The following is a 25,970-nucleotide window of genomic DNA, read 5'->3' as shown; positions in this document are numbered from 1 at the left end:
GGCGCCAGTCGAATCCTGACCTCCCGGCCGCGCACCCAGCCCCTCGCCATTCTGGTCCGTGAAGATGACGCGGGCGACACCGCATGCGCGGTCGACCCGGCGGAATGGAGAGCCGGTCGCGGAGCCTGCGGCGCAAAAAGGCTCATGAAGGGCTGAGCCGGTGAGCGCCCGGATGCCGCTACTCGATCAGCTCATCAGCCTTCGCGAGAAGCGATGGCGTGATCGTCAGCCCCAGGGCTGCAGCCGTCCTGAGATTGATCAGCGTCAGGAAGCGCTCGCTCGCCTGCACCGGCAGGCCGCCGACCGCCGTGCCCCGCAGGATCCGATCGATGTAGCCTGCCGCCTGCTGCACGTCCCGGGAGACGCTGGTCGTGTAGGCGGCCAGGCCGCCGATCCGGACTTGGGCAGCGTAGGCGTAGACCGCTGGCAGCCGGCATTGGGCGGCCAGATCGACGATCAGTTGGCTATGGACGCCCGTCACGGCGTCGGGCAGCACGATCAGGCCGCCACTTGGCGCCTCGACGAAAGCGGTGATCGCTTGTGCGATCTCGGCGGCATCGTGCACCCCGGCGATGCGGGCATCGATGCCCAGTTCGGGGCCGATCCGGGCGAGTTCGGCCGCATAGCCCGCGAAGCGCGCGGGGTAGTCCGGGTTGATGATGGCGAGCGTCCGCGTCACGCCGCGGCTGAGTTCCTTCAGGAGCTGCAGCCACTTCCCGACGAAGGCGTAGTCGAAATTGGTGAACCCGGTGAGGTTGCCGCCGGGCCGCGACAGGCTGGTGACGAAGCCTCCGCCGACCGGATCCTGCACCTGGATGAACACGACGGGCGTAGTCGACGTCGCGCGCTGGAGGGCGGTCGTCCCGACGACGCCCTGCGCAAAGACCACATCGGGCTTCTTCGCGAGGATCTCGTCCGTCTGGCGGCGCATCTTCTCGGGGTCGCCGTTGCCGAGCCGCAGGTCGACCGCGAGGTTCCGGTTCCAGGTCCAGCCGAGCTGCTGCAGGGTGCCCCTGAGCGTGTCGACGATGATCGGCACGTCGGGATGGCTCTCGCCGTAGACGAGGAGGATCCCGAGCCTGCGCTGCGCGCCGGCCTGGGCGCAGCCCTCCGCCGGCCAAGCCACTGCCGCGCCCACGCCCGCGATGACATCGCGCCGTCTCATCCGGTAATCCGCCGTGCGCGGGAAAAACGATCGTCGGGACTTCGGATGTTCAAAGGAACGGGCATCCCGTCAATCGCTCCCTCGGTGCGGCGCTCGGAGGCATGCGAGTGTCGGCTATCGCGGCCTGCCGGTCGAGGGCACTCCTGCTCGTGGAACGGCTTCAGCGCACTTCGATGCGCGTGCCGGAGGCCCCGTTGAGCAGGCGCTTCAGGTGAAATCCAGCCAGGGCATCGTCGGGCCGCAGTCCCACCAGGGCCGCGAAGGCCGGCATGGCGCCGGCCTCGCCGGCCTCCAGCTTGGCGAAGGCGTCCAGGTAGCGGCCGAGCGTCCGCTCGTCATACTCGCCCTCGGTCAGGGGCTCGAAGGCGCGCAGCGCGTTCTGCTTGCCGCGCAGGACAAGATCGCCCACGGGCCGGCCACGAAACTGCCCGGCCCGGATCACCACGCTCTGGCTGACGCAGATCCGCGTGCAGAACGCCTTGTTGGCGTTCTCCAGGCGCGCGGACGTATTGATGGTGTCGCCGTAGGCCGTGTAGTCGAAGTACCGGCCGCCGCCGAAATTGCCCACGATCGCCGGCCCGGCATGCACGCCGATCCGCGTCGCCCCGATCTCGATCCCCCGTTCCCGCCAGCGCCCCCGGAAGCGCTCCGCGGCCTCGTCGAGGGCGAGGGCGCAGGCAACGGACCGCGCCGCATGGTCCGGCTGATCCCCCGGGGCCCCAAACAGCACATGGATGGCGTCGCCGACGATCTTGGCGACGGTGCCCTCGTGTGCGAACACGAGGTCGGTCATCTCGGCGAAATAGCCGTTTAGGATCTCGGCGAGTTGCGCCGGATCGAGGCTTTCCACCAGCCCGGTGAAGCCGGCGATGTCGGTGAACAGCGAGGCCACCTCTCGCCGGACGCCCCCGAGTTCCAGCCCCGACGCGTCGCCGGCCAGGCGCTCTGCAAGATTGGGCGAGAAGTAGCGCGCCAGCGAGGCGTGCGCGCGCTCGGCCAGAGATTGCCGCTGGCGGACTTCGCGCAAGAGCCCGACGTGGCGAAGCGTCCGCTCGATCGTCGTCTCGAGATCGGTGAAGTCGATCGGCTTCGTGAGGAAGTCGAAAGCGCCGCGGTTCATCGCCGTGCGGATGTTGGCCATATCGCCGTAGGCGGAGACGATGATGGTGGACGGCCTGTCGTCGCTCTCCTGCAGCTTGGCGAGCAGCGTCAGACCGTCCATGCGCGGCATGTTGATGTCCGACACCACCATGTCGACGTCGCGGTTCTCGGCAAGAAGGTCGAGCGCCTCGTGGCCGTCATGCGCGAACAGGAACGTGACTAAGCCGCTCCGGATTTCGCGGCGGAACTTCTGGACGATCAGCGCCTCCAAATCCGGCTCGTCGTCGACGACCAGGATCTTGGCGCTGGGCAGGCTGCCGATCATAGCGGCCCCGCGATAGAATCCAGCCGCCGGTCGATCTCGGCCCGCAGCAGGGCGAAGTCGATGGGCTTCGTGATCAGGCCAACCGCGCCGCCGGCCAGGACCTTATCGCGCGTCTCTGCGTCGCCGTAGGCCGTGATCATGATGACCGGAACGTCCGGCCGCGCCGCCCGCACCAGCGGCAGGAGTTCGAGCCCGGTCATGCCCGGCATGTTGATGTCGGAGAACATCAGGATCAGGCTCGGACCGGTCGAGGCCTCCACGCGGGCGAGCGCCTCGGCGGCCGAATGCGCGAAGGCCATCTCGAAGCGGCCGGCACGCAGCTCGCGCCGGAACTGTTGCCGGAACAGTTCGGTGACGTCGGGTTCGTCGTCCACGACGAGGATGAGGACGTTCATGGCGTGCTCTTGGGCTGGACAGTCTTCGCGCCGTCGCGCGGCAGCGTGATCGTGAACTCGGTGAACTGACCGGGTTCGGTGGCGACGTCCACCGTCCCGCCGTGCTGCTTCACCAGGATATCGTGGCTCAGCGACAGGCCGAGTCCCGTACCCTCTCCGGCGGGCTTTGTCGTGAAGAACGGGTCGAAAATCTTGGCTCTGACGCTGTCCGGTATGCCGGTGCCATTGTCCCGCACCCGGATCTCGACATAGTCGCCGCGGTCCCGCGTGGCCACCGCCAGCGTGGGCTCGTAGTCGGACGCTCCACTCTCGGCCTTGCGCTTCTCTGTGGCGTAGAACCCGTTCGACATCAGGTTCAGGAGGACGCGCGTGACCTCCTGCGGATAAAGATCCGCGACGCCGGCCGCCGGATCGAAATCGCGGACGAGCGTCACGTTGAAGCCGGGCTGCGCCGCCCGGGCCCCGTGATAGGCCAGGTTCAGGCTCTCCTCGACGAGAGCATTTATCTCGACGGGCCGATGCTCGCTGGATCCGGTGCGCGAGTGCAGCAGCATGTTCTTGACGATCGAATCGGCGCGCCTGCCGTGCTGGACGACCTTGTCGAGATTGCTTTTCAGCAAGTCGGCGATCTCGTCGACGTCCGCGCGCGTTTTCGGATCGAGCGGCGCGGGCGCAACCAGCTCCTGCAACTCGTCGACCAGTTCGCTCGACAGCGACGCGAAGTTATTCACGAAGTTGAGCGGGTTCTTGATCTCATGCGCAATGCCCGCCGTCAGCTGCCCCAGTGAGGCGAGCTTCTCGGACTGAACGAGACGGCTCTGGGCTTTCTGGAGGTCGTCGAGGGAATTGTTGAGGTCGCGGGTCCGCTCCTCGACCTTGGCCTCCAGGGTTTCATAGGAATCCTGCACCCGGCTCGCCATGAGGTTGAACCGATCGGCCAGCGTCTCGATCTCGTCGCCGGTGCGGATCACGATGCGTTCCGAGAGGTCCCCGGCACCGAAGCGTTCCGCGCCGCCTTCGAGCTGGCGGATCGGCACGACCATGCGGTGGGCGAGGAAGGTCCCGGCCACCGTCGCGAGGAGCACGCCGAGCCCCATCAACGACAGGGTCTGCACCACCGACGCGTAGAGCGGAGCCATCGCCTCCCGAAGCGGGAGCTGCACGAACACGATCCAGTCGACGCGCGGAATGGTGGCGTGGGCCGCCAGCACCGATCCGCCTTCGAGTGCGGTCGTGATCTCGAAATCCGCCGCGTCCGGCGTCGCTCCGGACCGGCGGGCGGAGAGCGCGGCCGCCACCTCTGGCAGGCCCGACAGGTCGGTGTCCCGCAGGACGAGGCTCAGATCCGGATGGGCGATCAGCCGTCCGTTGGCGGTGACCACGAAAGCGTAGCCGTCCGTGCCGATATGGATCCCGCTGACCACGTCCCAGATCAGCTTCAGATTGACCTCGGCCACGGTCACGCCCGGGTCGCGCCCGGCATGCGCCACCGAGACGGTCATGTACGGCTCGGAGCCTCGCCGGAAATAGACCGGGCCGAACCAGGTCTTGTCCGCGATCGCGCCGGTAAAGCGCGGCGACTTGGACAAATCCTTTCCGCTCCCCACCACGTCCGGCTCCAGGCGCGACACACGCAACTGCTCCTTGCCGCTGGGATCGATGTAGGCGACCTCCGTGATGGCAGGCGCCTGTCGGAGGAGCCGGATGAAGTCGTAGCGCTGCTGCTCCGGAGAGACGCGGCGCCACTCGGCGCGGGTCGTCCAACCGATCTGGCTCTCGATCTCCGAGATGAAGGACTCGACCTGTTCCGCGGCCGCGTGCGCCTTCTCCCGTTGGACCTCGATCGCTGTGCGCTTCGCGTCGCCGTAGTTCAGGAAGAGGTCGACGGCGCCGTTGATGAGCAGAACGAGGCTCACGAGGCCGACGAAGGCGACCGCGAATTTCGCCGACAGCGGAAGACGAAACCGCTTGGCCGGCACGGGCCGGCTTGGCGCTACCGCGTCTATGCCGGGATTCGTCATTCGACGATCTCGTCGGCTTGGGCGAGCAGCGCCGACGAAATCTCCAGTCCCAGGGCCCGCGCCGAATTGAGGTTCACGATGAAGTCGAACTTGGTCGGCGCCTGGACCGGAAGGGTCGCGGGCTTCTCGCCCCGCAGGACGCGATCCACGTAGGCCGCCGCGCGGCGGACCGCGTCGGCTGGATCCGGTCCGTACGACATGAGGCCGCCCCGATGCGCGAAGCGCCGGATGGCGAAGACCGTCGGCACGCGATGGGCCGCCGTGAGCGCGACGATGCGGTCGCCGTTCGCTTCGCTGAAGGTGCCGGGCGCCACGATCAGCCCCGCATCCCCCCGCTGCCCGAGATCCGCGACGACCGGCTCGATCTCGCCCGCACTCCCGACCATGCAGACGGCCGGCTCGATGCCGAGGGCCGCCGCGGCCGTCCTGAGCGCCTCCGAGTAGAAGTTGCCGCGCCTGACTTCCGTGCTCGCGTTGGACAGGAGCGTAACGCGCCGGATCGCCGGTGCCGCCTCCTTGAGGGCCGCCACCCACTTCCCGGCCAGCGACGCCTCGTACAGGGTGAAGCCCGTGATGTTGCCTCCGGGCCTCTGCAGGCTCGCGACGTATCCGGACCCGACCGGGTCGGACGCGCCCACGAAGATCATCGGGATCGTCCGGCTCAGCGCAGACAGAGCGGAGAGCTGCGCGTTCAGGAAGGCGAAGATGACCTGCGGCCCCGATTGGACGATTTCGGCAGCGAGCACGCCGGTGCGCTCGACATCGGCCCCGCCCCAGCGATCTTCGATGCGCAGGGTCGTCTGCCCGCGGTCCCGCAGGGCCGTCCGGAAGATTGCAGAAAGCGCATGACCCTCGGCATTGCCATCCGCGAACGGCCAGAGCGCCACCACCAGGGCCGGCTCGTCCGCCCGCGGCGCCAGCGGCCATCCGGCGGCGGCCCAGGACAGCCCAGCGATCACGGTCCTCCGCCTCATCTAACCACCGCGCCGGCTCTTCCGTCATCGGGCGTTGCAGCACAGGCCGGGCCGTACGCTCGGCCCGACTCTGCCACGCGGCTCTGAGCTTAGTGCAAGCTTGGCCGCGGTTCCACGCGGGTCCCGCGGACCCGGTTATCAGAATGCCAGACGCATCCCCCCGACGATGTTTCGCGGCGCACCCGCGAACACGGATCCCGTGGTGGTCGCCAGCACCGCGGCACCGTTCTGAAGGCCGGTCGTGCCGCTGATGGAGTTGGCGAGGTTCTGGGCGGAGGCGACATAGGTCGTGTCGAACAGGTTGCGCACTTCCACGTAAAGGCTCAGCCGCTTTGCGTAACCGCCGGTCAGTTCCCTGGAATAGTGCACGTTTGCGTTGACGATCGCGTAGCCCGGCGCCTTCAGCAGGTTGGCGTTGTCGAGGTAGAAATCGCTCTGGACGACGGTCTCGACGAATGCCCCGAGCCCGGCGAGGGGCCCGGACGGCACGTCGTATCCCAGGCGGGCCAGAAGCTGATGGGGCGGCACGCCGGGGATCTGGTTGCCGGCCCGGTCGAACCGGCGCGTCAGGCTGCCGGCGCTGAGCTGCTCGGTGTAGCGCGTGTAGATCTGGTCATCGAACGTATAGGCCAGCGTCCCGCGCCAGCCCGGCGCGAAGGCCCAGTCGGCCCCGACCTCGATGCCACGGTGCTCGGAGGCGGGCGCGTTGAAGGTGTAGGCTTGCAGGCCGGCCCCGGGCGATTGCGAGACGAGCTCGTTGCGGAAGAACTCGTAGAAACCGGTCACGCTCAGGCGCAGGCTCTCGATCGGGCTCCAGTCGGCCCCGAGGTCGAAGCCGAGATTCTCCTGGGTCTGGAGCTGGGTGTTGTTGCCGGGCAGCCCGGCCGGCGTGACGAACAGGTTGCTCGCCGCCGGCGTCGTGTAGCCGGTGGCGACCCGGCCGCGGAGCGCCCAGGCCGTGTCGGGCCGGAAGACCAGGGCGAATTCGGGGGCGACGTTGAGGAAAGTCCGGTCTGCATCCGCCACCGTCCGGGTCGCGCCGCTGGCCGCGTAGCCGTAGGCGACGTTGCGGCCGGTGATGCCGGTGCTCTCGGCGCTGAGGCCCAGCAAGGCGGTCCAGCGGTCCGACAGGGCGAGTTCCAGCCGTGCCCGGCCGCCCAGGTTCGACTGCACCGCCGCCTGGTCGCCGATCAGCGCGCCGAGCCGTGGGCCGCCATAGGGCGCGAGATTGTACGTGGTGGTATGGTTGTCGATGGTGTTGTAGGCGAGCGCCACGTAGCCCACCGCCGGCAAGCCGAACAGGTCGCCGCGCCGCGTCAGGTCGGTCAGGAAATTCCACGACGGAAACGAGCCCCGGTAGGCATTCGTGTACACGGGCTGGTCGAAATTGCGCTCGTCGAAGCCGAGCTGCGTCCGCCAGGTGGTGAAGGCGTCGAGATCGTGCTCCCAGCGCGCCGCCACGATGGTTCGCCGATCGTTACGCCCGAAGCCCCCCTCGTCGGCGGTCACCGGCACGGTCGTGCCGAACGCACCGTTGCTGAACAGGTTGAAGGTCGTGCAGCCGGGCGCCGCGCTCGCTGCGGCCGCGCAGCCGCGCTGATACGGGTTGATCCGGTACTGCGCCAGGGAAGAGCGGGCCGCGAGATTGGTGTCGAGGGTGTTGTTGATCACCTTCAGGGTGAAGCGGTTGTCCGGCGTCGGGGTGTAGCTCGCCAACAGGTTGATGGTCTGGGTGTCGTAGCTCGCGTGGTCCTGAAAGCCGTTGGCGCGGACATCGCTGGCGAACAGGCTGATCTCGAACGGTCCGCTGACGCCACCGACGGTGAAGTAATTGCTCAGGTAGCCGAAGCTGCCGGCGTCGACTCCGATCTCGTAGCCGTCGATCTCGCGGCCGGTGCGGGTGCGGAACGCGATGGCGCCGCCCGTGGCATAGTTGCCGAACAGGGGCGATTGCGGCCCGCGGAACACGTCGATGCGGCTGTAGGCGCGCGGATCGGTCAGGTCGAAGCGGGACGCGCCGTCCGCCTGGGTGAGGATGAAGCCGTCCTCCAGCACCACGGTGTTCTTGATCACCCCGGTGGAGCGGGCATTGTTGCCGCGGATCGAGATGACCACGTCGCGGCCGCCATTGCCCTCCCGGATGGTGACGCCGGGGCTGTTGACCAGAACCGAGCCGATGCTGGTCGCCGGCCGGTCGGCAATGGTGTCGTCGCGCCCGATCCCGGTGACGACCTGGCCGACCGGGTGCTCGATGACGGAGGGGGCCGAGCCCGGGGGCGCGGCCACCCCGAAGGCAATCGCGGCGGAGCGGCCGGGATTGGCCTCGCCCACCACGGAGAGTTCCTCCAGCGTGACGGCATCCTGCGCGCAGGCGGGGAGGGCGCTGCCGGCGAGCAGCAGGGCCAGCGTGCCGAACCGCAAGGCGGCTTGGTTGATCAACATCGTCAAGTCTCGTCTGATCGGTCGATGGAGCCCGCGGCAAGGCTGCCGCGTCGCGAGGGGAGGCGATCAGGCGGGTACGGGCGGTGCGCGGGGCTGTCCGGCCAATCGGGGGGGCGGTGCCGGATGGGACGGGGGCGGGACGGGCCACGCCACGGTGATCCAGCGCAGGAAGCGGGCGACGATCGGGGCCGCCGGCAGGGGCGGAGGGGTCATCCCGGCGCGGCACAGCCGGCACAGGTCGCAGGACGGCGGCACGACCGGCTGTTCCATCGAGACGCCCGGCTCGGCGCCTCCAGGGCCGTGACCGCAGAGGATGGCGCTGGGCAGCAGGTCCGGCGGGCTCACGGACATCCGCAGGGCGGCCACCGGCGCGAGCGCCTGGACCCACAGGGCGAGCAGGATCAGCGCGGTCCCGAGGAGTCCGGGTCGCGTGCGGGCTGGCGCGGGGACGGTCGGCACGGGCCTCGAGCCCGCGATCGTCGGATCAGGCCGCCAACCGTCTGCGGGCAGCCTGTACGGCCAGATCGAGCCCGAGCATTCCCAGGATCGCGAGGCCGGTCAGGGGAAACAGCGCGCCGAGCCCGGCGACCAGCAGGGTCACGGTCGCGGCCGTGCGCCGGTCGCGCGGCCAAGGCGGAACGCCGAGGCCGCCGGCCGGGCGTCGCTTCCACCACATCGTCCCGGCGGTGACGGCGAGCAGGATCGTGGCGAGGCAGAAGGCCAGCATGGCGAACTGGTTCGCCCGGCCCCAATGCTCGCCCTTGTGGATCCCGATCCCGTACTGGACCGCCCGGCCGACCGGGCCGAGATCCGCGAAGTGCACGTCGACCAGCGGAGCGCCCGTATATTGATCGAGGGAGATCATCCGTTGCCGGGCGACGTCGTGGGGGTAGGCGGCCGCCGCGTAGACCCCGTCGACCCCGACCGGCAGAGCGAGTTCGTAGCCGCGCGGCATCCCGAGCCGGGCAAGGATGGCGGCGGACTGATCGATGCCGATCGTCTCGGCCGGACCGGGTGCCACATGCGAGCGCGGGACCGGCGCGTCCTGCAGGGTCCAGCCGGCATCCGGCAACCGTTCGCGGATCGGCACGCTCGAGACGGGCCGGCTTGCCCACAGGGCGGCGGGCTGGCCGAGTCCGGCGGCGTTCGACCACGTGCGCAGCTGCTGGCCCCACCAGATCGACCAGGGCAGCCCTGTGATCGCCAGGAAGAACAGGCCGCCGCCGGCGACGAGCCCGGTCACGGCATGCAGGTCGCGCCACCACACCCGCCTGACCGGCGTGCCGCGCAGGCTCACGACGCCGCCCGTCCGGCCGCGTGGCCACCACAGGTACAGGCCCGTGACCACAAGGATGATGGCGAAGCCTGCCACCACCTCGATGGCCGCGTTGGCGAAGGCGCCGAAATAGCTGAGGCTGTGCAGCCTGCGCACGACCATCATGAACTCCGCGTCGCGGTCGACGCGGTCCAGCACGGAGCCGGTATAGGGGTCGAGGTAGACGAGTACCTTGCGGCCGCCCTCGGTCAGAGTGACCAGGGCGGAAGCATCCGGACTGGCGGGATCCGTGTAGGAGACCGGCATCCCTGCCGGCTCGACCTGAAGGGCGTTGAAGATCAGGCGGTCCGGCCCGAGGGGCGCCATCTCCGGCACGGGCACTCGGGTCCGGTAGGCGAACAGGCTGCCGTTGATCTCGTCCTTGAACAGGTAGAGCGCGCCGGTCACCGACAGCGTGATCAGGAACGGCAGGCACAGCAGGCCGGCATAGAAGTGCCAGCGCCACACGGCGCGATAGACGGCTTCGCGCGAGGCGCGAAGAGCGGCGGTAGCCCCGAACGCGGGGGCACTGCCGTGCAGGAGGATCGACATGGAAAAGGGTCCGGGCCTGAGCGATCGATAAGTGTGATCGTCAGGCCGCGGGTGGACCTCGGGCAGAACCGGTGCGGACGGGCGGGCCGGTCTTCGGACGCTCCGCTTCGGGGCGCCACGCCAGGCGCACGGCCGGCGCTGACGGCCAAGCGGCGGCGACCAAATCGGCCGTCGGCAGCGCGAGGGTCCCGACCTGCGCCAGGGTGCAGCACGGATGCGCATGGATATGCGCCGTCCCGTCGAGCGGACCTCCCGATGCGTGCTCGGCGCACAGCACCTCCCCCGGCAGCGCGAAGGCGCGGGCGGGCGTGGCGAAGCCCAGGAAGGCCTGGAGCAACAGCGCGTAGAGCGCGATCATCCCGATGATCGCGCGGCCTCGAACCGACAGGGGCAGGCACCGGCGCATGCTCTGGTGTTAGTACAGGATGCGGAAAAGTGGAAATCGGTTTTCCGAGGCCATCCCGCGATCACGCGGGGCACGAGCTACACACGCCGCTCGCCATCATGAAGACGCGGCTCGCGACGGCCAACGACCCGATCGGCCGGTCCATTACCGAGGATCCGGCTCTGACGCCGCCATTAGGCACCTCCCGCAGCGGTGAGGGGCGATCAAGTTCAACGTCCCCGAGGGCGATACCCAGACGCAGCAGATGAATGCCCTCGGCGAGGAGGCGGACGCCGCGCTAGCGAGCCGCTGTAATCGATCCTCTGGTGCGATGCGCAAGTGTTGTCGTGCCGGGAACCGGGCGGCGCCGACACAATGATCAAACGGCGAGCACTTCCGCGCCTACGGCACCGACACCCTGGTCCCGGTTCCGAAACGCGGCGACACCGTCATCCTCGACAACCTGCGCTCGCATAGGGTCGCTGGCGTGCGCGAGGCCATCGGGTCAGCCGACGCTCGGCGTCCATCGCGCTTTTGGTCCGCGCCGGCACGCACCCCCTGCCGGATCGGGAACAGGGCCCGGAGCCCGCGCATGTCGAGCCCTGCGGAGACTTGGGCGTTCGTCGGGATTCGGCTTCAGCGGCCGCGCGTCGGATTCGAGCAGGCCGCCGGCCCCCCGTCAACGATGACGACGGTGGCTCTGGAACCGGTCATGAGGGATCCTGTGGGGATGGGAGAGAGCACCGCTCAGGCTGCTGAGCGCCGGGAAGCGGCTCGCCGAAACGTTCACTCGGGTCGAGGACAGCTGCGACGCGAGCGGACAGCGTTTCGTCAAGGTCCCGTGCGCGCCGGAGCGCCAAACAGGGCTCTGATCGCAGGGCGTTCTCTCGCCACGAAGGCCGCCGGGGATGGTAGAATGCGTCTGGCCTCAACATGTTAGGTCATGCTAAATAAGTCAATTCTAATTTATAAGAGCTTGCTCCCATGGATGCCGTGACGCCTCCCGATCTGCTGCGCCTCCAAGACAAGGCGGCAGACGCGGCGCGCCTGCTTCGCCTGCTCGCCAACGAGAAGCGCCTGCTCATCCTGTGCCTGCTGGTGGCCCGCGGCGAGATGGATGTAACCAGCCTCGCCGAGGCGGTCGAACTCAGCCAATCAGCGTTGTCGCAACACCTCGCCAAGCTTCGTGAGGATCGGCTCGTCGCGTTCCGGCGCGAGAGCCAGACTCTGCACTACCGGCTGGAGGATCCGCGGGCCGCACGCGTGCTCGCGACCTTGAAGGAGATCTTCTGTCCGGACCTCGGCTGAGCGCACGAACCACCGGACCGGTGGCCGCATCCGTCCGAACCTGCAATGAGGCCGTGCCTCGCCATAAGCCGTAGGCCTGCCTGACAACGCGGTCGCCACCCTGGGGGCATCTTCGCGGGCGGGCTTCCCGAGGCGACCGCCTCCATTCGAAGGCCCGGAGCGCTAGCCACCTCTGCGGATCTCCGCCTGAAGCACCGCGCAGTCAGACCGGTGGCGAAGGCGCAATCCGCTCCGGCGCGCTGATCAAGCACGGGCTCGACCCGGACAAGTTCGCGCACGACGAGCTGGCGGCGGAACTGACCAACCATCTCCTGCCCGGCGTGGTCCTCACGCCGGGCGCCGTGGGCACCCTGCCGGAACTGCAGCAGGCCGGCTTCTTCTACGCGACCTGAGGCGCTGCGGTCAGGGCACAAGCCCCGCCGCCGCCCAACAGCAGCATTGCGCCCATGGCCAGGGTGCGACGCCGCTGCTGGTGTGCCGCCGAACCCGCTCCACAGCGCCTGGGATCGTATCGCACGTTCGTTCGGATGTCGGATGAGACCTCGAAGAACGCTTGACATCATATTAGATAACTCTAAATAAGATAAATCTAATTTACCGCTTCGCTTCCCCCGAGCGCCGCCTTCATCATCGCACCCTCCCAGTCTCTCGGGTCACCTGTGGATCCCGGGTGAGCGCGGGCCAGGAATGAGCCTCATGGACAACTTCACCCCGATCTCAGCCGTTACGGGCGGCCTGATGATTGGCGCCTCCGCCGCGCTGTTCTTGCTTCTCAACGGGCGGATCGCCGGCATCAGCGGCATCCTCGGCGGGCTGCTAGCCCCGCCGTCGCGCGGGGCCGGCTGGCGCCTCGCATTCCTTGCCGGCTTGGTCCTGGCGCCGCTTGCCTACGTCGGTGCCGGCTTCAGCTTGCCGCCGGCGACGGTCGGCGCCTCGTTTCCGCTCCTGGCGGTCGCGGGGCTGCTGGTCGGGTTCGGCGCGCGGCTCGGGGCCGGCTGCACCAGCGGCCACGGCGTCTGCGGCATCGGCCGCGGCTCGCTCCGCTCCTTCGTCGCGACCGGCACCTTCATGGCCGTCGCCATCGCGACGGTCTTCGTCACCCGCCATCTCATCGGGGCCTGAACATGGGCCGGATCGCCTCCGCATTCGCCGTCGGCCTGCTGTTCGGCCTCGGCCTTATCGTCTCCGGCATGGCCAACCCGGCCAAGGTCTTGGCCTTCCTCGACGTGACCGGGCGCTGGGATCCGAGCCTCGCCTTCGTCATGGCAGGCGCCGTCGCGGTCTCCGCTGCCGGCTACCGCGCCGCGCAGCGCCGCGGCAGGCCGTTGCTCGCACCCCGGCTGGAGATCCCGACCCGGCGCGACCTCGACCCGCGCCTGCTCGCGGGGGCTGCGATCTTCGGCGTCGGCTGGGGTTTGGCCGGCCTCTGCCCCGGGCCGGCGTTGACCCTCCTCACGGTCGTGCCGGCCCAGGCTGCGACCTTCGTGGCCGCCATGGTCGCCGGGATGCTGCTGTTTCGTCTGATGCCGGGGGTTGCCTCCCGGCCGACCGCAGAGACCGCGCCCGCGGGAGTGGATGCGTGATGTCCGGCGTGCTGACATCCGGTCTCGCGACCGGCTCGGGCGGTGTCGTCGGCCTGATCCTCGGCCTTGTCGGCGGGGGTGGCTCCATCCTGGCGGTCCCGCTCCTGACCTACGTGGTCGGCGTAAGCTCGCCCCACGTCGCCATCGGCACCAGCGCCCTTGCGGTCTCGTTCAGCGCAGCCGGCAACCTCGTCCCGCACTGGCGATCCGGGATGGTGAAGTGGCGGTGCGCCGGGGCGTTCTCGCTCGCCGGTGTCCTCGGTGCGCTCGCTGGTGCGGCTGCGGCCAAGGCGGTCGACGGGCAGAGCCTGCTTGCTCTTTTTGGCGTCGTGATGCTGGTGGTCGGCGGCCTGATGCTGCGCAAACGGCGCAGCGCCGGCGATCCGGACGTGCGCCTGACCCGGCGGAGCGCCCCGGTGCTCCTGCCCTGGCTGCTCGGCATCGGATTCGCGGTGGGCCTGTTCTCCGGCTTCTTCGGCATCGGCGGCGGCTTCCTGATCGTGCCGGGCCTGATGCTGGCGACGGGCATGCCGCTGCCCATGGCCATCGGCACCTCACTGGTCGCGGTCAGCGCCTTCGGGGCGGCCACCGCCGCAAGCTACGCTGCGTCCGGCCTGATCGACTGGCCGCTCGCCGGCCTGTTCATTCTGGGCGGCTTACTCGGCGGCCTCGCTGGTGCCAGCCTCGGCAAGCGTCTCGCGGGGCACAAGCGCGCTCTGACCCTCACCTTCGCCGGCCTCGTGATCCTGGTCGGCCTCTACATCGTTGCCCGCGGAGCCCTGCCGCTCCTCGGCGCGACCAGTTGAACCCGGACGGAGGCGTTTCATGACGGACCAGGCTGCCGCGTCGTTACGCGGGCACCCCATCGTGACGGGCTTCTACGACGCGCCGACCGGCAGCATCCAGTATGTCGTCGCGGATCCTGAGACGAAGCGCTGCGCCATTATCGACCCAGTGCTCGACTTCGACCCGAAGTCTGGCGCGACCGTCACCCGTTCGGCTGACGCCCTGCTCAACCATATCGCGCAAGAGGGCTACGCGCTTGAGTGGATCCTCGACACCCACCCGCATGCAGACCACTTCTCGGCGGCCGGCTACCTGCATGACACGACGGGCGTCCCCACCGCCATCGGCGAGAAGGTGGTCGAGGTGCAGAAGCTCTGGAAAGGGCTCTACAACCTCCCTGACACGTTCCGGACCGAAGGCTCGCAATGGGACAGGCTTTTCGCCGACGGCGAGCGCTTCCGGATCGGCAACCTGGACGCCGAGGTGATGTTCACGCCGGGCCACACCTTGGCCTCCATCGCCTATCGTATCGGCGACGCCGCTTTCATCCACGACACGCTGTTCATGCCCGACAGCGGCTCGGCGCGGGCCGATTTCCCCGGCGGCAACGCGCACGCGCTCTGGCGCAGCATCCAACGCATCATGGCCTTGCCGGAGGACACGCGGCTGTACACCGGCCACGACTACCGCCCGGACGGGCGCGACGCGGCCTGGGAGAGCACGGTCGCCCAGCAACGCTTCGAGAACCGGCACCTGACCGAGAACAGGACAGAGGATGCGTTCGTGCGGATGCGTGAGGCACGCGACCGCGGACTCCCGATGCCCAAGCTCATCCTGCACGCCCTGCAGGTGAACATCCGGGGCGGCCGCCTGCCAGAGCCCGAGGCGAACGGGAAGCGCTACCTGAAGATCCCATTGAATGCCCTTGAGGGTGCGGCTTGGGACGAATGACGGAGGTGACCATGAGGATGAAAAGCGCGAAGGACTTGGTGGCGCAGGCCAACGCGGAGGTGGAGACCCTCTCGGCCGAAGAGGCGCTGACGCGCCTTCGCCAGCCGGACACCCTGTTCGTCGATGTGCGCGAGGGCGAGGAGTTGAGCAAGACCGGCAAGATCGCCGGTTCTGTCCACGTGCCACGAGGGTTCCTGGAGTTCCACGTAGATCCGGCAAGCCCAACCCACAACGCCGAACTCGGCGGTGGGAAGAGGTTGGTTCTCTACTGCGCCTCGGGCAACCGATCGGCCTTGGCCGCCAAGACGCTCAAGGACATGGGGCTGGGCCCCGTGTCCCACATCGCCGGGGGCTTCTCAGCCCTGGAGAAGGCGGGCGTGCCAGTGGAACGAGCGTGACCGCGCAAACCGCATCCGTGCTCGCACCCTACGATTCTTAACCTGAGCATGCAGATAGCCACCTGGTGGCAAGCGTCCGCGTCTATCCCAAGGTATGGGTCACGAGCTGACGTGAACTGAAGAAATGTCCGTTACACGGGGCTCGGTGTGCAGATTCCCCGAGCCACCAATGTTCAGCAGGAGGTGGGCGAGTTCGGCGTCAATCAGCATCGGCGTCGCCCGAAGGGCATAGAACACGCTTGCTGCGGCGCGCGGTATGACCGTTTGGCCTGCCACTTGGCATGGCGCTTGTCCGATGTCGCGAGGCTGCGCACGAGAGCGCCTCGCCGAATGAGCTTGCCCAAGTCATCCTGGACGCCACGTCCGAAATGGAAGTCCGTCCCTCGCAGGACGAGATCGGGTAGCCCCGGCACTCCGCTCACTCGCCGTCCTATGGACCGGACTTAGTAGCAAATGACTGTAGCGACAGGCTCAATCCGCACGCCGGCTACGCGAGAGGCTCATTTATCTGAATGGCTTCGGATTTTAGGTGGCTGGGGGACCTGGATTCGAACCAGGACTAGAGGAGTCAGAGTCCACCGTTCTACCGTTAAACTATCCCCCAAAGCGCCGGTCTGCCTGACACTCTCGCGACCGAACAGCACCCGCGCCGGTTCAGCGGCCTCGGGTGTGCGCGGTGGAATAGGCGGAATGTCTTGGGAGGTCAACCGGGGCAGTGCGATCGCCTGAAGGCCTCAAGCGGTCCGTGTGACGATAGCCCTGAGGCAATTGTGGTTCCAGGCAGCGGCTTTTCGACGGCTCTTGCGGCTGGCCTTTCCCGTTGCGGTGCGGATGAGGTTCATGGCCATGTGTTTGATAATGGAAATGTTTTGAGGTCAGTCGTCGTCACGCAGGCGCATGAGATCGTGGTGGAAGACGACGTCGAGCGCCCAGATCGAGGTCGGTGGTCTCGTGGCTGTCGAGCGTGGCCTTACCGGGCTCTGCGAAGATCAGGCGCATCTTCTCGGCGAGCCTGGGCCAGTTGCCCTTGAGGGCGAGGATATCGTCGGCCCCCTCGTCGAGGATGGTCTGGGCGATGGCGGTCTGCGTGCCCGGGCCGTCGATCGCCGCCAGGGCTCCCGTCAGCTGCAGCCGCAGCAGCAGCGGGATCGCCACGATTTCGGTGGCGTTCTCGCCGAGCGCCTCCTCGCCCAACACCAGGCGCTGGCGCGTGCCCCGGCCTGAGACGACGTGGAGCGGATGGCCGCCGCTGACACGGGTGCGGCGCGAGTGCTTGCGATCGACGGCGACGATGTCGGCGTCTGCCGCGCGCAGAGCCTCGACCCAGCCGGTGAAGCACTCCGACTACAGGCGCGGATCAAGCGCGTTCCGGACGGCGTTGAGAGTGCCGTGCGAGGGATGCCATGCCGGAAGGGCAGCATTCTGCGCAGGAACCCCGGCTTCTCCAGACCCCAGCGCTGGAGCTCGACGAAATCCTCCGCCTCGAGGGTCCCGCACAGCATCAGCAGCATGATCTCCGGTAGCCGATAGATCACCGTCCAAATCTGGCGCGGATCTTCCAACGCCGTAAACTGGTCCACCGACGCCTTGCCTGACGCTGGATGCCCCCGGATCAAGGCACCTTATCAATCACGCAAAACGCAACATAGGAACAAGGTCCGTTCAAGCGATTGCTCTGTCATCCGGGCGTTCTCTGGTTGACGTGGCGTCCGGCACAGCCATAACCGGAATGCCGCAGGCGCGGCCGGGAAGGGTGGCCGAGTGGTTTAAGGCAGCGGTCTTGAAAACCGCCGTGGGGGCAACTCCACCGTGGGTTCGAATCCCACCCCTTCCGCCAGCGCTCCGCTAAGTGGCTGACGCGCCACGAAGTGCACCGAAATCAACGGCTTACGACTGGGCGACTGCTACACATCGGTGTACGCACGGAGCATGAAGGACGTGGGTCGGCACACATACCTTGCGCGCCGCAAGGGCACGGCGAACTGGCAGTTCCGCGCCAGGGTCCCCCTCGATCTCGTTGTCCACTTCGGCAAGCGGGAGGTCACAAAGAGCCTCGGCACCGCCGATCTGGCGGAGGCGAAGCGCCGGGTACGGGATGAGGCAGACGCTTTCGACAAGCAATGCCGGGCCGTCCGCGATCGAGCATCGTCCGACGACCGTGACACAGTCGGGAGCGTGTCACTGACCTCGCTCAGTGAGGCCAACATCCAGCAAATGGCCCTGGCGTGGTTCGAGGCCGTGAACACGGAGGGGGAACGGCGGCACGAGATGGCGGTGCCGCTCGATCGGGACGAAGCGCTGATCAACCTGGACCAGGACGAAAGCGCATTGAACGACCAGAGCGATCTTGGCCTTGATGCGGCGTATCAGACCGCGATCCGCCTTCTACGGGCCGCTGATGTTCGACTTGTGCGGCACCAGCTCAATCCGATCCGCGCCGCCGGATCACGGTTGCCGTTCTTGGTGGCCCGGGAGGACGCAGCTTCAGCGCAGTTCCGCCAGCTCTTGGCATTGCTTCGCAGAGGCCAGCTGGAGGACATCCAGCGTAGTCGAGCGCGCCTGATGGGCGACTATCAGGAAGTGGTGTTCGATCCGTTGTTCCGGCCGCGGGCCGAACCGAACGGTAAGACGCTGGCTCAGGTCATCGCGGCGTTTCGAGCGGAGCCCGAGCGGGCAGGGCGGATCACAAAGCTCCAGCAGACCTATGCGTCCGTCTTCAGGCTTGCGAGCGAGATGTTCGGAGCGGATCGGTCAGTCCGCGAAATTAGTCGAGACGAGTGTAAGGCGTTCAGAGCGATAGTTCAGTCACTTCCGCCTAACGCGACGAAGCGCTTTCCTGGCAAGGATCTGTTGGATGTAGCTAAGCTGGCGACACCAGAAACCGATCGATTGCGTCCGGCCACGGCCAACCATTACCTGGATGCACTGGCGACGCTCTTCAACTACGCTGAAGGTGAGGGTTGGATCACCCAAAATCCGGCTAAGCGGCTCGCCATCAAGGGCGTGAAGAAGCGCCACCGGCGTGATCCGTTCACCTCCGCGGAGCTGAGCAAAATCTTTCACGCTCCGCTGTACACTGGCTGCCAAGATGACGAGGGCGGCTACGCGAAGCCGGGACCGAACCAACCTCGACGCGGTCGGTTCTGGATCCCGCTGGTGGGGCTCTACACTGGCATGCGCCAGGGGGAGATTGCTCAGCTGCGCACAGAGGACGTGCGGCTGTTCCAGGGCGTGTTATGCATCTTCATCGTGGCGGACGGCGACGACGTTGACGATGCTGACCGCAAGCGGGTGAAGACCGAGGCTGGCGAGCGGTATGTGCCGGTGCATCCGATGCTGGAGCGGATCGGCTTCGCCCAGCATGTCGAGCAGATGCGCAACACAGGTGCCGAGCGACTGTTCCCGGACATTGCGCGCGGCGCAGATGGATATTTTAGCCCTTTCTCAAAATGGTTTTCGCGGTTCCTCGCGGATGCTGGGGTCATGCGCGACCGCAACGCCTTCCACTCGTTCCGGCATACCTTCAGGGACGCGATGCGCGAGGCGAGCGTACCGCCCGACGTGGTGACGGCGTTGGGCGGATGGGTTCGTGGCGGGATGGAGGAACATTATGGAAGCGGGCGGATCACCGCGCCCGTCCTCCAAGAGCATATGCTGCGCATTCGGTATGACGGGCTCGACATGTCGCATCTCGCGATCGGTTGATGCCTGGTGCTGCATCTAGGACGTGGGGGAAGTGGCCATTGATCTCGGGTGCAACCGGTTTCACTGAAAGTCGCCGACCTGCAGGGGAAGCACCCGTCGGGCTAAAAGTTCGGAACGACACCGGGGCCCTTTTGCGGGGGGAGCCTCATCCTTGTTTCAAACGATCAACTCCGTAATTCGATCTCCTCTCTATATGGCCAAGCTCGTTTAGGCGGCGCTCCTCAGCCGGTGGGTTCTCGTCCATACGATCCACCCTACTGATCCTAATCACCTTGATGGTACCCCTGATGATCACCGCCGAGCCGGCGTCTGCCACGCCTCGTATGCCCAACGTTCGCGGCTGCGACGGCAGTCTCCGACACTGCTACCAAAGCGCCCAGACGGCTAAGAACACGATGAGACGGGATCACGACCCGCCGACCAAAGGTTTCGGCTCGTCGAAGGATCAGCCGCTATGAGGCGCACAGTTCGCATCGCATTCGGGGCGGCACTCCTAGTCGCATCCACATCGCTCCGTGCCCAAAACCTCGGCGTCGAGGCCTCGGAGTTCGGCGCCCGCGCGACTGCCGCATCCGCCCGGATCGGCGACCATGTCGACTGGGGTCAGCCCGAGTGTGGCGAGCCAAAGTACCTCGCGGGCACTTGCGTCTGGAAGCTCGGCATGGATTTTTCGCTCACCACCAATGTCCTAGACCGCGGCACGAACGCCGGGCTTGCGATCACACGCTGGCAACGCTTCGACCTAAAAGACGTGTCGCGCCGGAAGGTGTTCGACCAGACCTGCCGCGCTCTTGTGGGGGCGCTGCGCCCGGGATGGCCCGCCGCGAAGGTTGTAAAATTCACGTTGGCGCTGATCGGCTCAGGCCGAAAGGACCACGAGGTTACAGAGGGCGACGTGACATTCGCCTTCTACACCTATCCGGAAACGATCATTTGTCAGGCGCAGCCAACGACATGAGGCGCGCGCTGGCCCTCACCGACACCTGGCGTCTGTCACCGCCACAGCCATCGCTTAGTCCAATCCGGCGGCGGTTGCCGCAGCCCCGGCTTCCGCAGCCTCAACGGCCAGTGCATCGGGTGAGCAACGGTGGATCACACATTCGGTCAGCGGTGAACGACGCACTTCACGACCGAGCAGGTGAGCGGGGGGCGAGAGAGGAACGAGAAGAGCGGGAAGCCGAGCTGACGTCAAAGCGCCGGAGCCCCGCGCCAGCGGGCGACAGTTGATTGAGCTTTGATCAGGAGCCCACAGGCCCGCTCTAGCTCATCCGTCGCTTAAGCGTGGAGCTGGACGTGCTCACAGATGCCCTGCTGTTCAAACTCAGGTGGGGATGCTATCAGGTTGCATGAGAACAAAAAATGAACAGCGCTTGTGAGGCCGCTACATGCTCGCTAGGGTTGCACCATACGGCCAAGTCAGCAGCCAGAGTGTCATGCACGCAACCGAACGACGCGTCCTCTTTTTCGACCTGGTGATTAAGAAACTGGGCAAATCTACACATGTGCCGCCTCTGGCCGATCTCCTCTCCGTTTGGCAAGAACATAAAGATGCAGACAAAGCCTTTCACTACCGTCAGAGAGGGGATGTGCTGTATCAAATTAATGACATGCACATCGACGAGGACAGCGCTTCGGCAACGATGCTGATCTCAGTGATTGATAGGCGCATGGCCGACGTTGCTTATGGGGATTTGGACACGCGAAAGACTAAGATCCTCAAGAAGGCCGATCGTGAGGGTAATAATCACTCGGCGCACATGGTCATGTCACTCAAGCCGCATAAGGCGGATACGTATCTCTGTATGCTGGAATCAGTCAGTAGAGTTGGTGCGGCACACATACAGTACCTGCTCAACCACTTGATGCGGAACGAGTACAAAGTGAAGGAGAGCCGGTTCTCGTTTCCCCACCCCGGCGGTGTAAGGGAGCGCAACGGTCAGCCTAAGCGAATTAATTTTCTTCCGCTCATTAGGTTGGGCGGTCATCCATCTCCGAGCCTAATCAAGGATATCGAGAATGGGCGCATCCGACACGTGAGCCTGATCGAAGGCCGAGAAAAAACGCCCTTCGGCGATGACCCTTACCTCGTTGAGGAAACCTACCAACTCACGCTGGGCGTCAAACAGGACATACCAGCGGAGGGAAGGTGGGAGCGTCTCAAAGGCGTGTTTGCGAGCCATCGAGGAGATTACACGGAAGGTCGCATCAGTTTTGTGGACCCGCATAATAGCCCCAAGACCGTTGAATTTGATTTGGATAATATGAATTTAGATGCTGTGCAGTACATCAAGTATACGATATTGAGTGATATTAACCCACCGCTGGCGTACGCTTCAGAGCGGATCGTGCCGCATATGGAGGAACGAATGCTTTCGATATTGATAGGCGAGCGCGGCGAGTAAAAGCCGTGCTTTGGTACCAACTAACGCGACCGTTCGCATTCCGGCACATCCAAAGCCGCGAACTAAGGCTTTTGCGGACGACACTTCCTGCGTTGATCACGGTCTCGCTGGTTATTGTGTACTGGTTGCTGCCCGTTCGTCCCACCATATTAGGCGACAAGAAATACGTGGACTATATCCTGCAGGTAATTGGTACGCTGCCAGGTTTTTTCATTGCGGCGCTGGCTGCAGCCGCCACCTTCAGCAACCCATCTCTCGACGAGCAAATGCCGGGCAAGCCCCCTCCCACCTTGCGAGTGATGCGCAGCGGGGAAACATTCGATATCCCGATGACAATGCGCGTGTTCATTTGCCATCTTTTTTCGTATCTCACGGCAATATCTCTCGTCGCCACCTTCCTCGGCATCGCCATCATCGAGGTAGCGCCTACGATCGACGCGATTGGTGACGCTCACAAAGATGGCGGCGTCGTACAAATGAGCTTGGCCGTTGTAAGGTATGCCGCTGTAGGTTGGCTCACATTTTTCGTTGCAAAAATAGTTATCATAACTCTTCATGGACTGTACTTCTTGGTAGAGCGCATGCACCTCGCCAATCGATGATCAGAGTTTCGCTGAGCGATCAGGACATCGCTCATGATCATTCGCATGCTAAAGATCAAAAAATCGAACGCTGAATGTCGGTCGGGTCAACACTGCAGGGGACGCAGCGGTTGTTGTGATTGCCCCGCTTGTCTAAGAGGGTGTTGAAAAAGTCCAGACGGGTGGAATTTGGGTCTACATCTGGTGTGGACATATGGAAACAGCACCTACCAGCAGTATGTCGTCTCGATCTTCTGAGACGCATTTCGACTTTTTCAACGGCCTGCTAATGCTCGCTGCGGCACCGGCGGCAAAGTCTGTGGCTTGATGAGCGGCTCCCAGACTTCCTCGGGCTAATCGGAATTTTGCCCGGAAGGAAGCGAAGCGATGTCCGGTTCGCCGGCCGTCTTTCCCGAGGGTTCGCTTCGCAATCCATCGGACGCTGTTCCCGGACGGTTTGAGGATACGTTCAAGATAGTAGGCTCGCTGATGGCATGCAGTCGCTCAGCACCGTCTTCGCCAAAGACGTCGAATGGGTGGAGGCCGCTGGCGAGGAATTCTTCGATGTGCTGCTGGCGGGTCGACGAACTCCGCCATTCCCCTTGCGGAAAATCGAGGAGTGGCCCGTCTGTCACGCTTTCATAAGCGATGGTGCGACCGTTGAGTTGAAACTCGGTCATGGCGGTACGCAGCGTCTTGCCGGCCATCTCAGGATAAGTTGCAAGGACGTTCTGGATAAGCGCCATGTCGCCATCGGACCGCCGCAGCAGCCGCTCCAGGGTTCGGAAGTTGATGATCTTGGTCTGTTCCGCCTCGAAAAACATACCGCCGTTGTCGGAGGTGATCACCAAGTGATCGAGAACGGTAATAAATCCGCTGAAATATGGATGCCCGTCCTTGGGAAGATAGCCGCGAATAAAAGTGATGCCCTCGTCCGTTCTTAGAAATGCTTGCAACATTCTGACCTGGTGAAACGCCTTCGAGACACTGTCCTTGTTGAGCGCCTTCAGCTGATCTTTCGCCCATTTCGGTGGAATTGGGCTTTTCAGTTCGCAAATGAAGATTACGTACCCCAAGGTCGGCTCTTCCGAGATGACCATGAGGTCGATGTCGGGGAGCTTCGGATCGATGTCGCGCAGAGGTACCTCCGCGTGACAGGTGAAGCCTTCAGCCTCCCAGGCGGCCTTAACTCGCCGCACGAAGGCCGCGCCTAAGGAGTTGCTCACCGCGTTCAGGAAGATTTGTGGTCGGCGCTGTGCCACGACGCGTAGGAGGTTCACCAAGCCTTCATCGACGGCGAAATGGTGCGGGCGCATGACGATGCGGCCGTCGTGGCCGCCTTCTCGGAAAAGCGAGAAGTAGGCTCCGTCCAGGCGATCGGTGGCAGCGTCGGCGTCGTACACGAGGTCCTTTAGGATTGCGTCGATCCGGGCGCGCGCAATGCCGAGATCGGCGACTGCAAGGGAGGCGAACTCGTCATGCGAGATGTAGATCGCGCCGACGGCGTTTTGGTCCCTGGCCAAGTAGCGGTGGTAGAGTGCCTTGGCGGTCAGAGCTCGATAGATCGCCATGAATTCGGCGTAGCTATAGCCGCCAAGGTCGATGGCGCTGTCGTCGGGCAGGATATTAAAATAGGCGCTAAGCTTAAGGTCCACCTCGCGCTCGATCAGCGCCCATGCGGCGATCGTGTTGGGCGTTTCGGCGCCTTCGGCCTCGTTCTCGAGCAAGCTGCGGATCTTCGCGGCGTCCGTTTCGAACGCACCGAACAGGTCGACTGAATTCATCACCATGTCATTAAAAACGGTGAAGAACTGCCGCGGGATACTGGGGTCAGCGAACCGGATATCGACGCGATCCTCGCTAAATGCCCAGCTGAGCGCGCCCTTTGCATTGTAGGCGTAGTAGAGGTAATCCCTCAACATAAAGTAATGTCCAGCGAAAGTAAGATCAGCGAAAAGCTGGACCCCGTCCTGTTTCCTTCCGATGTCGGGTGTGTACCCCTCGCCGCCGCTGACTAGATGCGGTGCCAAGACGTCCATGGCGCGGGAGATGTGCCCGGGGCCACCGGGGTGGTCGGTTTGAACCGCGAATTGCTCGTAGACCTCGGCCGCCAACCTTAGCGTCGGCGTCGCGGCCCAGGATCGGATTGACAAGCCGCCAAGCGCCGCGTCGAGCTCCCGCTCGAACGCCTGGATTTGCTCCTTAAGCTCCGGCTTAAGAACAGGGTCTTTCTTCGCGGCCATATTCGTCCGTTACCCTGCTTCCAGCTGCAGCCCAAGCCGCAACGAGGGTGATGGCACTCCATATTGCAGCTACGCTCGACGCCCCGTCGATGTCGTCGTAGGGCCATATAGCCTAGGCGCGAAATTGCCGACATTCGCGATCGGAGCGATTGTCAGGTTCCGTGACTGCACGCCCCGGAAGCTGGCCAGCAGGATCCCTTCCCTAGCGGTCGCTCGTTGTTGCCAAAATGGGCCAGTGAAACCGGTTGCACTGGGCTATGTCACCTCTCATGCTGCCTTGCCGTTCAGCAGACGGTAGACGCTGGCCCGGCCGATCCCTAGCCGGCGGGCGATCTCGGACCCGCCCACGCCCTCCGCGGCTAAAGACTTCACAGCGGCGGCATTGATCGAGGCGGGACGGCCCTTGTAGACCCCTTGGGCCTTGGCCTTCGCGATGCCATCAAGCTGGCGCTCCCGCCGGAGGTTCGTTTCAAATTCGGCGAAGACGCCCAGCATCCCAAGGAACGCCTTACCGGCGGCTGTGCTGGTGTCCACGGGCTGCTCAGTGGCGCGGAGGGCCACGCCCTTGGCCTCTAACTCCCGGACAATCCCGGCAAGGTCCGCGATCGAGCGGGCAAGCCGGTCGATCCGGGTGACAACGATGGTGTCACCCTTCCGGGCGAAGTCGATCAGGGTGCGCAGCTCGGTACGGCCCTCGGTAGAGGCGCCGGACTTCTTCTCGGCCCGGATCAGCTCGCAGCCCGCGGCGCGTAGAGTGACCTCCTGGATGGAGAGTGACCTGACCGGCTGGCTTTGGACCGGGCTGATTGAGAGGATCAGCCAGGACCGAAGGAGTAGGACATGCGGCGAGGTCAGAAGACGAGCGCGGAGCAGGTGGTGCTGAAGCTGCGCCAGATCGAGGTGCAGACAGCACAGGGCAAGAGCTTGGCGCTGGCGTGCAAGGAGGCGGAGATCTCTGAGCAGAGCTATTACCGCTGGCGCAAGGAGTACGGCGGCCTCCAAGTCGACCAGGCCAGGAAGATGAAGGACCTGGAGCGCGAGAACGCTCGGTTGCGGCGGCTCGTGGCGGATCTGTCTTTGGAAAAGCAGGTACTGGCGGACGTCGCTGCGGGAAACTTATAGCCCCCGAGCGACGCCGGCAGGCGGTCGATGGCATCCGGGAGAAGTACGGCCTCTCGGAACGTCACGCCTGCCGGATGGTCGGCCAGCACCGGGGCACGCAGCGCTACGTGCCCACACTGCCGGCCGACGAGGATGCGCTGACCCGCGCCATCGTCGCCCTGGCGTCCGAGTACGGGCGCTACGGCTACCGCCGTGTCACCGCGCTGCTGCAGGCAG

Annotated in this window: 21 protein-coding genes, 2 tRNA genes and 3 pseudogenes; 13 read left to right on the top strand and 13 right to left on the bottom strand. The window is 65.4% G+C overall.

The genetic code is table 11. The annotated features are described in order from the left end of the window. Positions 1-178: 178 nt before the first annotated feature. The 9 genes from Q8W67_RS24020 to Q8W67_RS23980 form a co-directional block, all read right to left on the bottom strand. Positions 179-1,165, bottom strand: coding sequence for an ABC transporter substrate-binding protein (locus Q8W67_RS24020; protein ID WP_305550376.1), 987 nt, complete (start codon positions 1,163-1,165; stop codon positions 179-181). Positions 1,166-1,325: 160 nt separating this feature from the next. Further along, positions 1,326-2,591 (bottom strand): adenylate/guanylate cyclase domain-containing protein, encoded by a 1,266-nt coding sequence (locus Q8W67_RS24015; RefSeq protein WP_305550375.1) that lies wholly within the window; start codon positions 2,589-2,591, stop codon positions 1,326-1,328. Continuing rightward, a complete protein-coding gene (locus Q8W67_RS24010; RefSeq protein ID WP_305550374.1) occupies positions 2,588-2,986 on the bottom strand; it encodes a response regulator in 399 nt (132 codons plus the stop codon). The genes Q8W67_RS24015 and Q8W67_RS24010 overlap by 4 nt, the downstream gene beginning before the upstream one ends. Further along, entirely contained in the window at positions 2,983-5,007 is a 2,025-nt protein-coding gene (locus Q8W67_RS24005; protein ID WP_305550373.1) for an ATP-binding protein, read from the bottom strand. The genes Q8W67_RS24010 and Q8W67_RS24005 overlap by 4 nt, the downstream gene beginning before the upstream one ends. Continuing rightward, positions 5,004-5,966 (bottom strand): ABC transporter substrate-binding protein, encoded by a 963-nt coding sequence (locus tag Q8W67_RS24000; protein WP_305550372.1) that lies wholly within the window; start codon positions 5,964-5,966, stop codon positions 5,004-5,006. Before Q8W67_RS24000 ends, Q8W67_RS24005 begins: the two co-directional genes overlap by 4 nt. Positions 5,967-6,119: 153 nt before the next feature. Further along, entirely contained in the window at positions 6,120-8,423 is a 2,304-nt protein-coding gene (locus tag Q8W67_RS23995; RefSeq protein WP_305550371.1) for a TonB-dependent receptor domain-containing protein, read from the bottom strand. A 66-nt stretch (positions 8,424-8,489) separates the two neighbouring features. After that, on the bottom strand, positions 8,490-8,882 hold the full coding sequence (locus Q8W67_RS23990) for a DUF2946 family protein (RefSeq protein ID WP_305550370.1): 393 nt from the start codon (positions 8,880-8,882) through the stop codon (positions 8,490-8,492). 25 nt (positions 8,883-8,907) lie between these two features. Next, positions 8,908-10,290 carry a PepSY domain-containing protein gene (locus Q8W67_RS23985; protein WP_305550369.1) on the bottom strand — a complete coding sequence of 461 codons (1,383 nt, stop codon included), beginning with the start codon at positions 10,288-10,290 and terminating at the stop codon, positions 8,908-8,910. Positions 10,291-10,330: 40 nt separating this feature from the next. Beyond that, on the bottom strand, positions 10,331-10,648 hold the full coding sequence (locus tag Q8W67_RS23980; RefSeq protein ID WP_305550368.1) for a hypothetical protein: 318 nt from the start codon (positions 10,646-10,648) through the stop codon (positions 10,331-10,333). Between the two features lie 412 nt (positions 10,649-11,060). On the opposite strand from Q8W67_RS23980, the pseudogene Q8W67_RS23975 reads away from it, so the two are divergent. The 7 genes and pseudogenes from Q8W67_RS23975 to Q8W67_RS23945 all read left to right on the top strand — a co-directional run. Next, positions 11,061-11,195 (top strand): annotated as a pseudogene (locus tag Q8W67_RS23975) (IS630 family transposase); the annotation flags it as partial. A 464-nt stretch (positions 11,196-11,659) separates the two neighbouring features. After that, complete coding sequence (locus Q8W67_RS23970; protein ID WP_305550367.1) at positions 11,660-11,983, top strand: helix-turn-helix transcriptional regulator; 324 nt, start codon at positions 11,660-11,662, stop codon at positions 11,981-11,983. A 696-nt stretch (positions 11,984-12,679) separates the two neighbouring features. After that, positions 12,680-13,105 carry a YeeE/YedE family protein gene (locus Q8W67_RS23965; protein WP_305550366.1) on the top strand — a complete coding sequence of 142 codons (426 nt, stop codon included), beginning with the start codon at positions 12,680-12,682 and terminating at the stop codon, positions 13,103-13,105. Between the two features lie 2 nt (positions 13,106-13,107). Then, a complete protein-coding gene (locus Q8W67_RS23960; RefSeq protein ID WP_305550365.1) occupies positions 13,108-13,566 on the top strand; it encodes a DUF6691 family protein in 459 nt (152 codons plus the stop codon). After that, entirely contained in the window at positions 13,566-14,372 is an 807-nt protein-coding gene (locus Q8W67_RS23955; RefSeq protein ID WP_305550364.1) for a sulfite exporter TauE/SafE family protein, read from the top strand. Before Q8W67_RS23960 ends, Q8W67_RS23955 begins: the two co-directional genes overlap by 1 nt. A 19-nt stretch (positions 14,373-14,391) precedes the next feature. Beyond that, positions 14,392-15,303, top strand: coding sequence for an MBL fold metallo-hydrolase (locus tag Q8W67_RS23950; protein ID WP_305550363.1), 912 nt, complete (start codon positions 14,392-14,394; stop codon positions 15,301-15,303). Positions 15,304-15,314: 11 nt separating this feature from the next. Further along, positions 15,315-15,701 (top strand): rhodanese-like domain-containing protein, encoded by a 387-nt coding sequence (locus tag Q8W67_RS23945; protein ID WP_305550362.1) that lies wholly within the window; start codon positions 15,315-15,317, stop codon positions 15,699-15,701. Positions 15,702-16,231: 530 nt separating this feature from the next. Here Q8W67_RS23945 and Q8W67_RS23940 read toward each other — a convergent pair. Beyond that, a tRNA-Gln gene (locus Q8W67_RS23940) sits at positions 16,232-16,305 on the bottom strand. A gap of 130 nt (positions 16,306-16,435) precedes the next feature. After that, positions 16,436-17,314: pseudogene (locus tag Q8W67_RS23935) on the bottom strand (ISAs1 family transposase). Between the two features lie 134 nt (positions 17,315-17,448). Here Q8W67_RS23935 and Q8W67_RS23930 point away from each other — a divergent pair. The 5 genes from Q8W67_RS23930 to Q8W67_RS23910 all read left to right on the top strand — a co-directional run bounded on the left by Q8W67_RS23930 (position 17,449) and on the right by Q8W67_RS23910 (position 22,410). Continuing rightward, positions 17,449-17,538, top strand: a tRNA-Ser gene (locus tag Q8W67_RS23930). Positions 17,539-17,630: 92 nt separating this feature from the next. Then, positions 17,631-19,406 carry a site-specific integrase gene (locus Q8W67_RS23925; RefSeq protein ID WP_305550361.1) on the top strand — a complete coding sequence of 592 codons (1,776 nt, stop codon included), beginning with the start codon at positions 17,631-17,633 and terminating at the stop codon, positions 19,404-19,406. Positions 19,407-19,860: 454 nt separating this feature from the next. Beyond that, the gene (locus Q8W67_RS23920) at positions 19,861-20,364 is read left to right on the top strand and encodes a hypothetical protein (protein ID WP_305550360.1); all 504 of its coding nucleotides are present in this window, start codon (positions 19,861-19,863) and stop codon (positions 20,362-20,364) included. 475 nt (positions 20,365-20,839) lie between these two features. Next, positions 20,840-21,808, top strand: coding sequence for a hypothetical protein (locus tag Q8W67_RS23915; RefSeq protein WP_305550359.1), 969 nt, complete (start codon positions 20,840-20,842; stop codon positions 21,806-21,808). A 92-nt stretch (positions 21,809-21,900) separates the two neighbouring features. Next, complete coding sequence (locus Q8W67_RS23910; protein WP_305550358.1) at positions 21,901-22,410, top strand: hypothetical protein; 510 nt, start codon at positions 21,901-21,903, stop codon at positions 22,408-22,410. 332 nt (positions 22,411-22,742) lie between these two features. Here Q8W67_RS23910 and Q8W67_RS23905 read toward each other — a convergent pair whose 3' ends face one another. Both Q8W67_RS23905 and Q8W67_RS23900 read right to left on the bottom strand, forming a co-directional pair. Then, on the bottom strand, positions 22,743-24,632 hold the full coding sequence (locus Q8W67_RS23905) for a hypothetical protein (protein WP_305550357.1): 1,890 nt from the start codon (positions 24,630-24,632) through the stop codon (positions 22,743-22,745). A gap of 267 nt (positions 24,633-24,899) precedes the next feature. Next, positions 24,900-25,448 carry a recombinase family protein gene (locus Q8W67_RS23900; protein WP_370693945.1) on the bottom strand — a complete coding sequence of 183 codons (549 nt, stop codon included), beginning with the start codon at positions 25,446-25,448 and terminating at the stop codon, positions 24,900-24,902. A gap of 24 nt (positions 25,449-25,472) precedes the next feature. On the opposite strand from Q8W67_RS23900, the pseudogene Q8W67_RS23895 reads away from it, so the two are divergent. Beyond that, positions 25,473-25,970 (top strand): annotated as a pseudogene (locus Q8W67_RS23895) (transposase); the annotation flags it as partial.

Source organism: Methylobacterium sp. NEAU K, from assembly GCF_030700285.1.
Taxonomy (GTDB): Bacteria; Pseudomonadota; Alphaproteobacteria; order Rhizobiales; family Beijerinckiaceae; genus Methylobacterium.
This window is presented reverse-complemented; position numbering and strand designations above follow the sequence as displayed.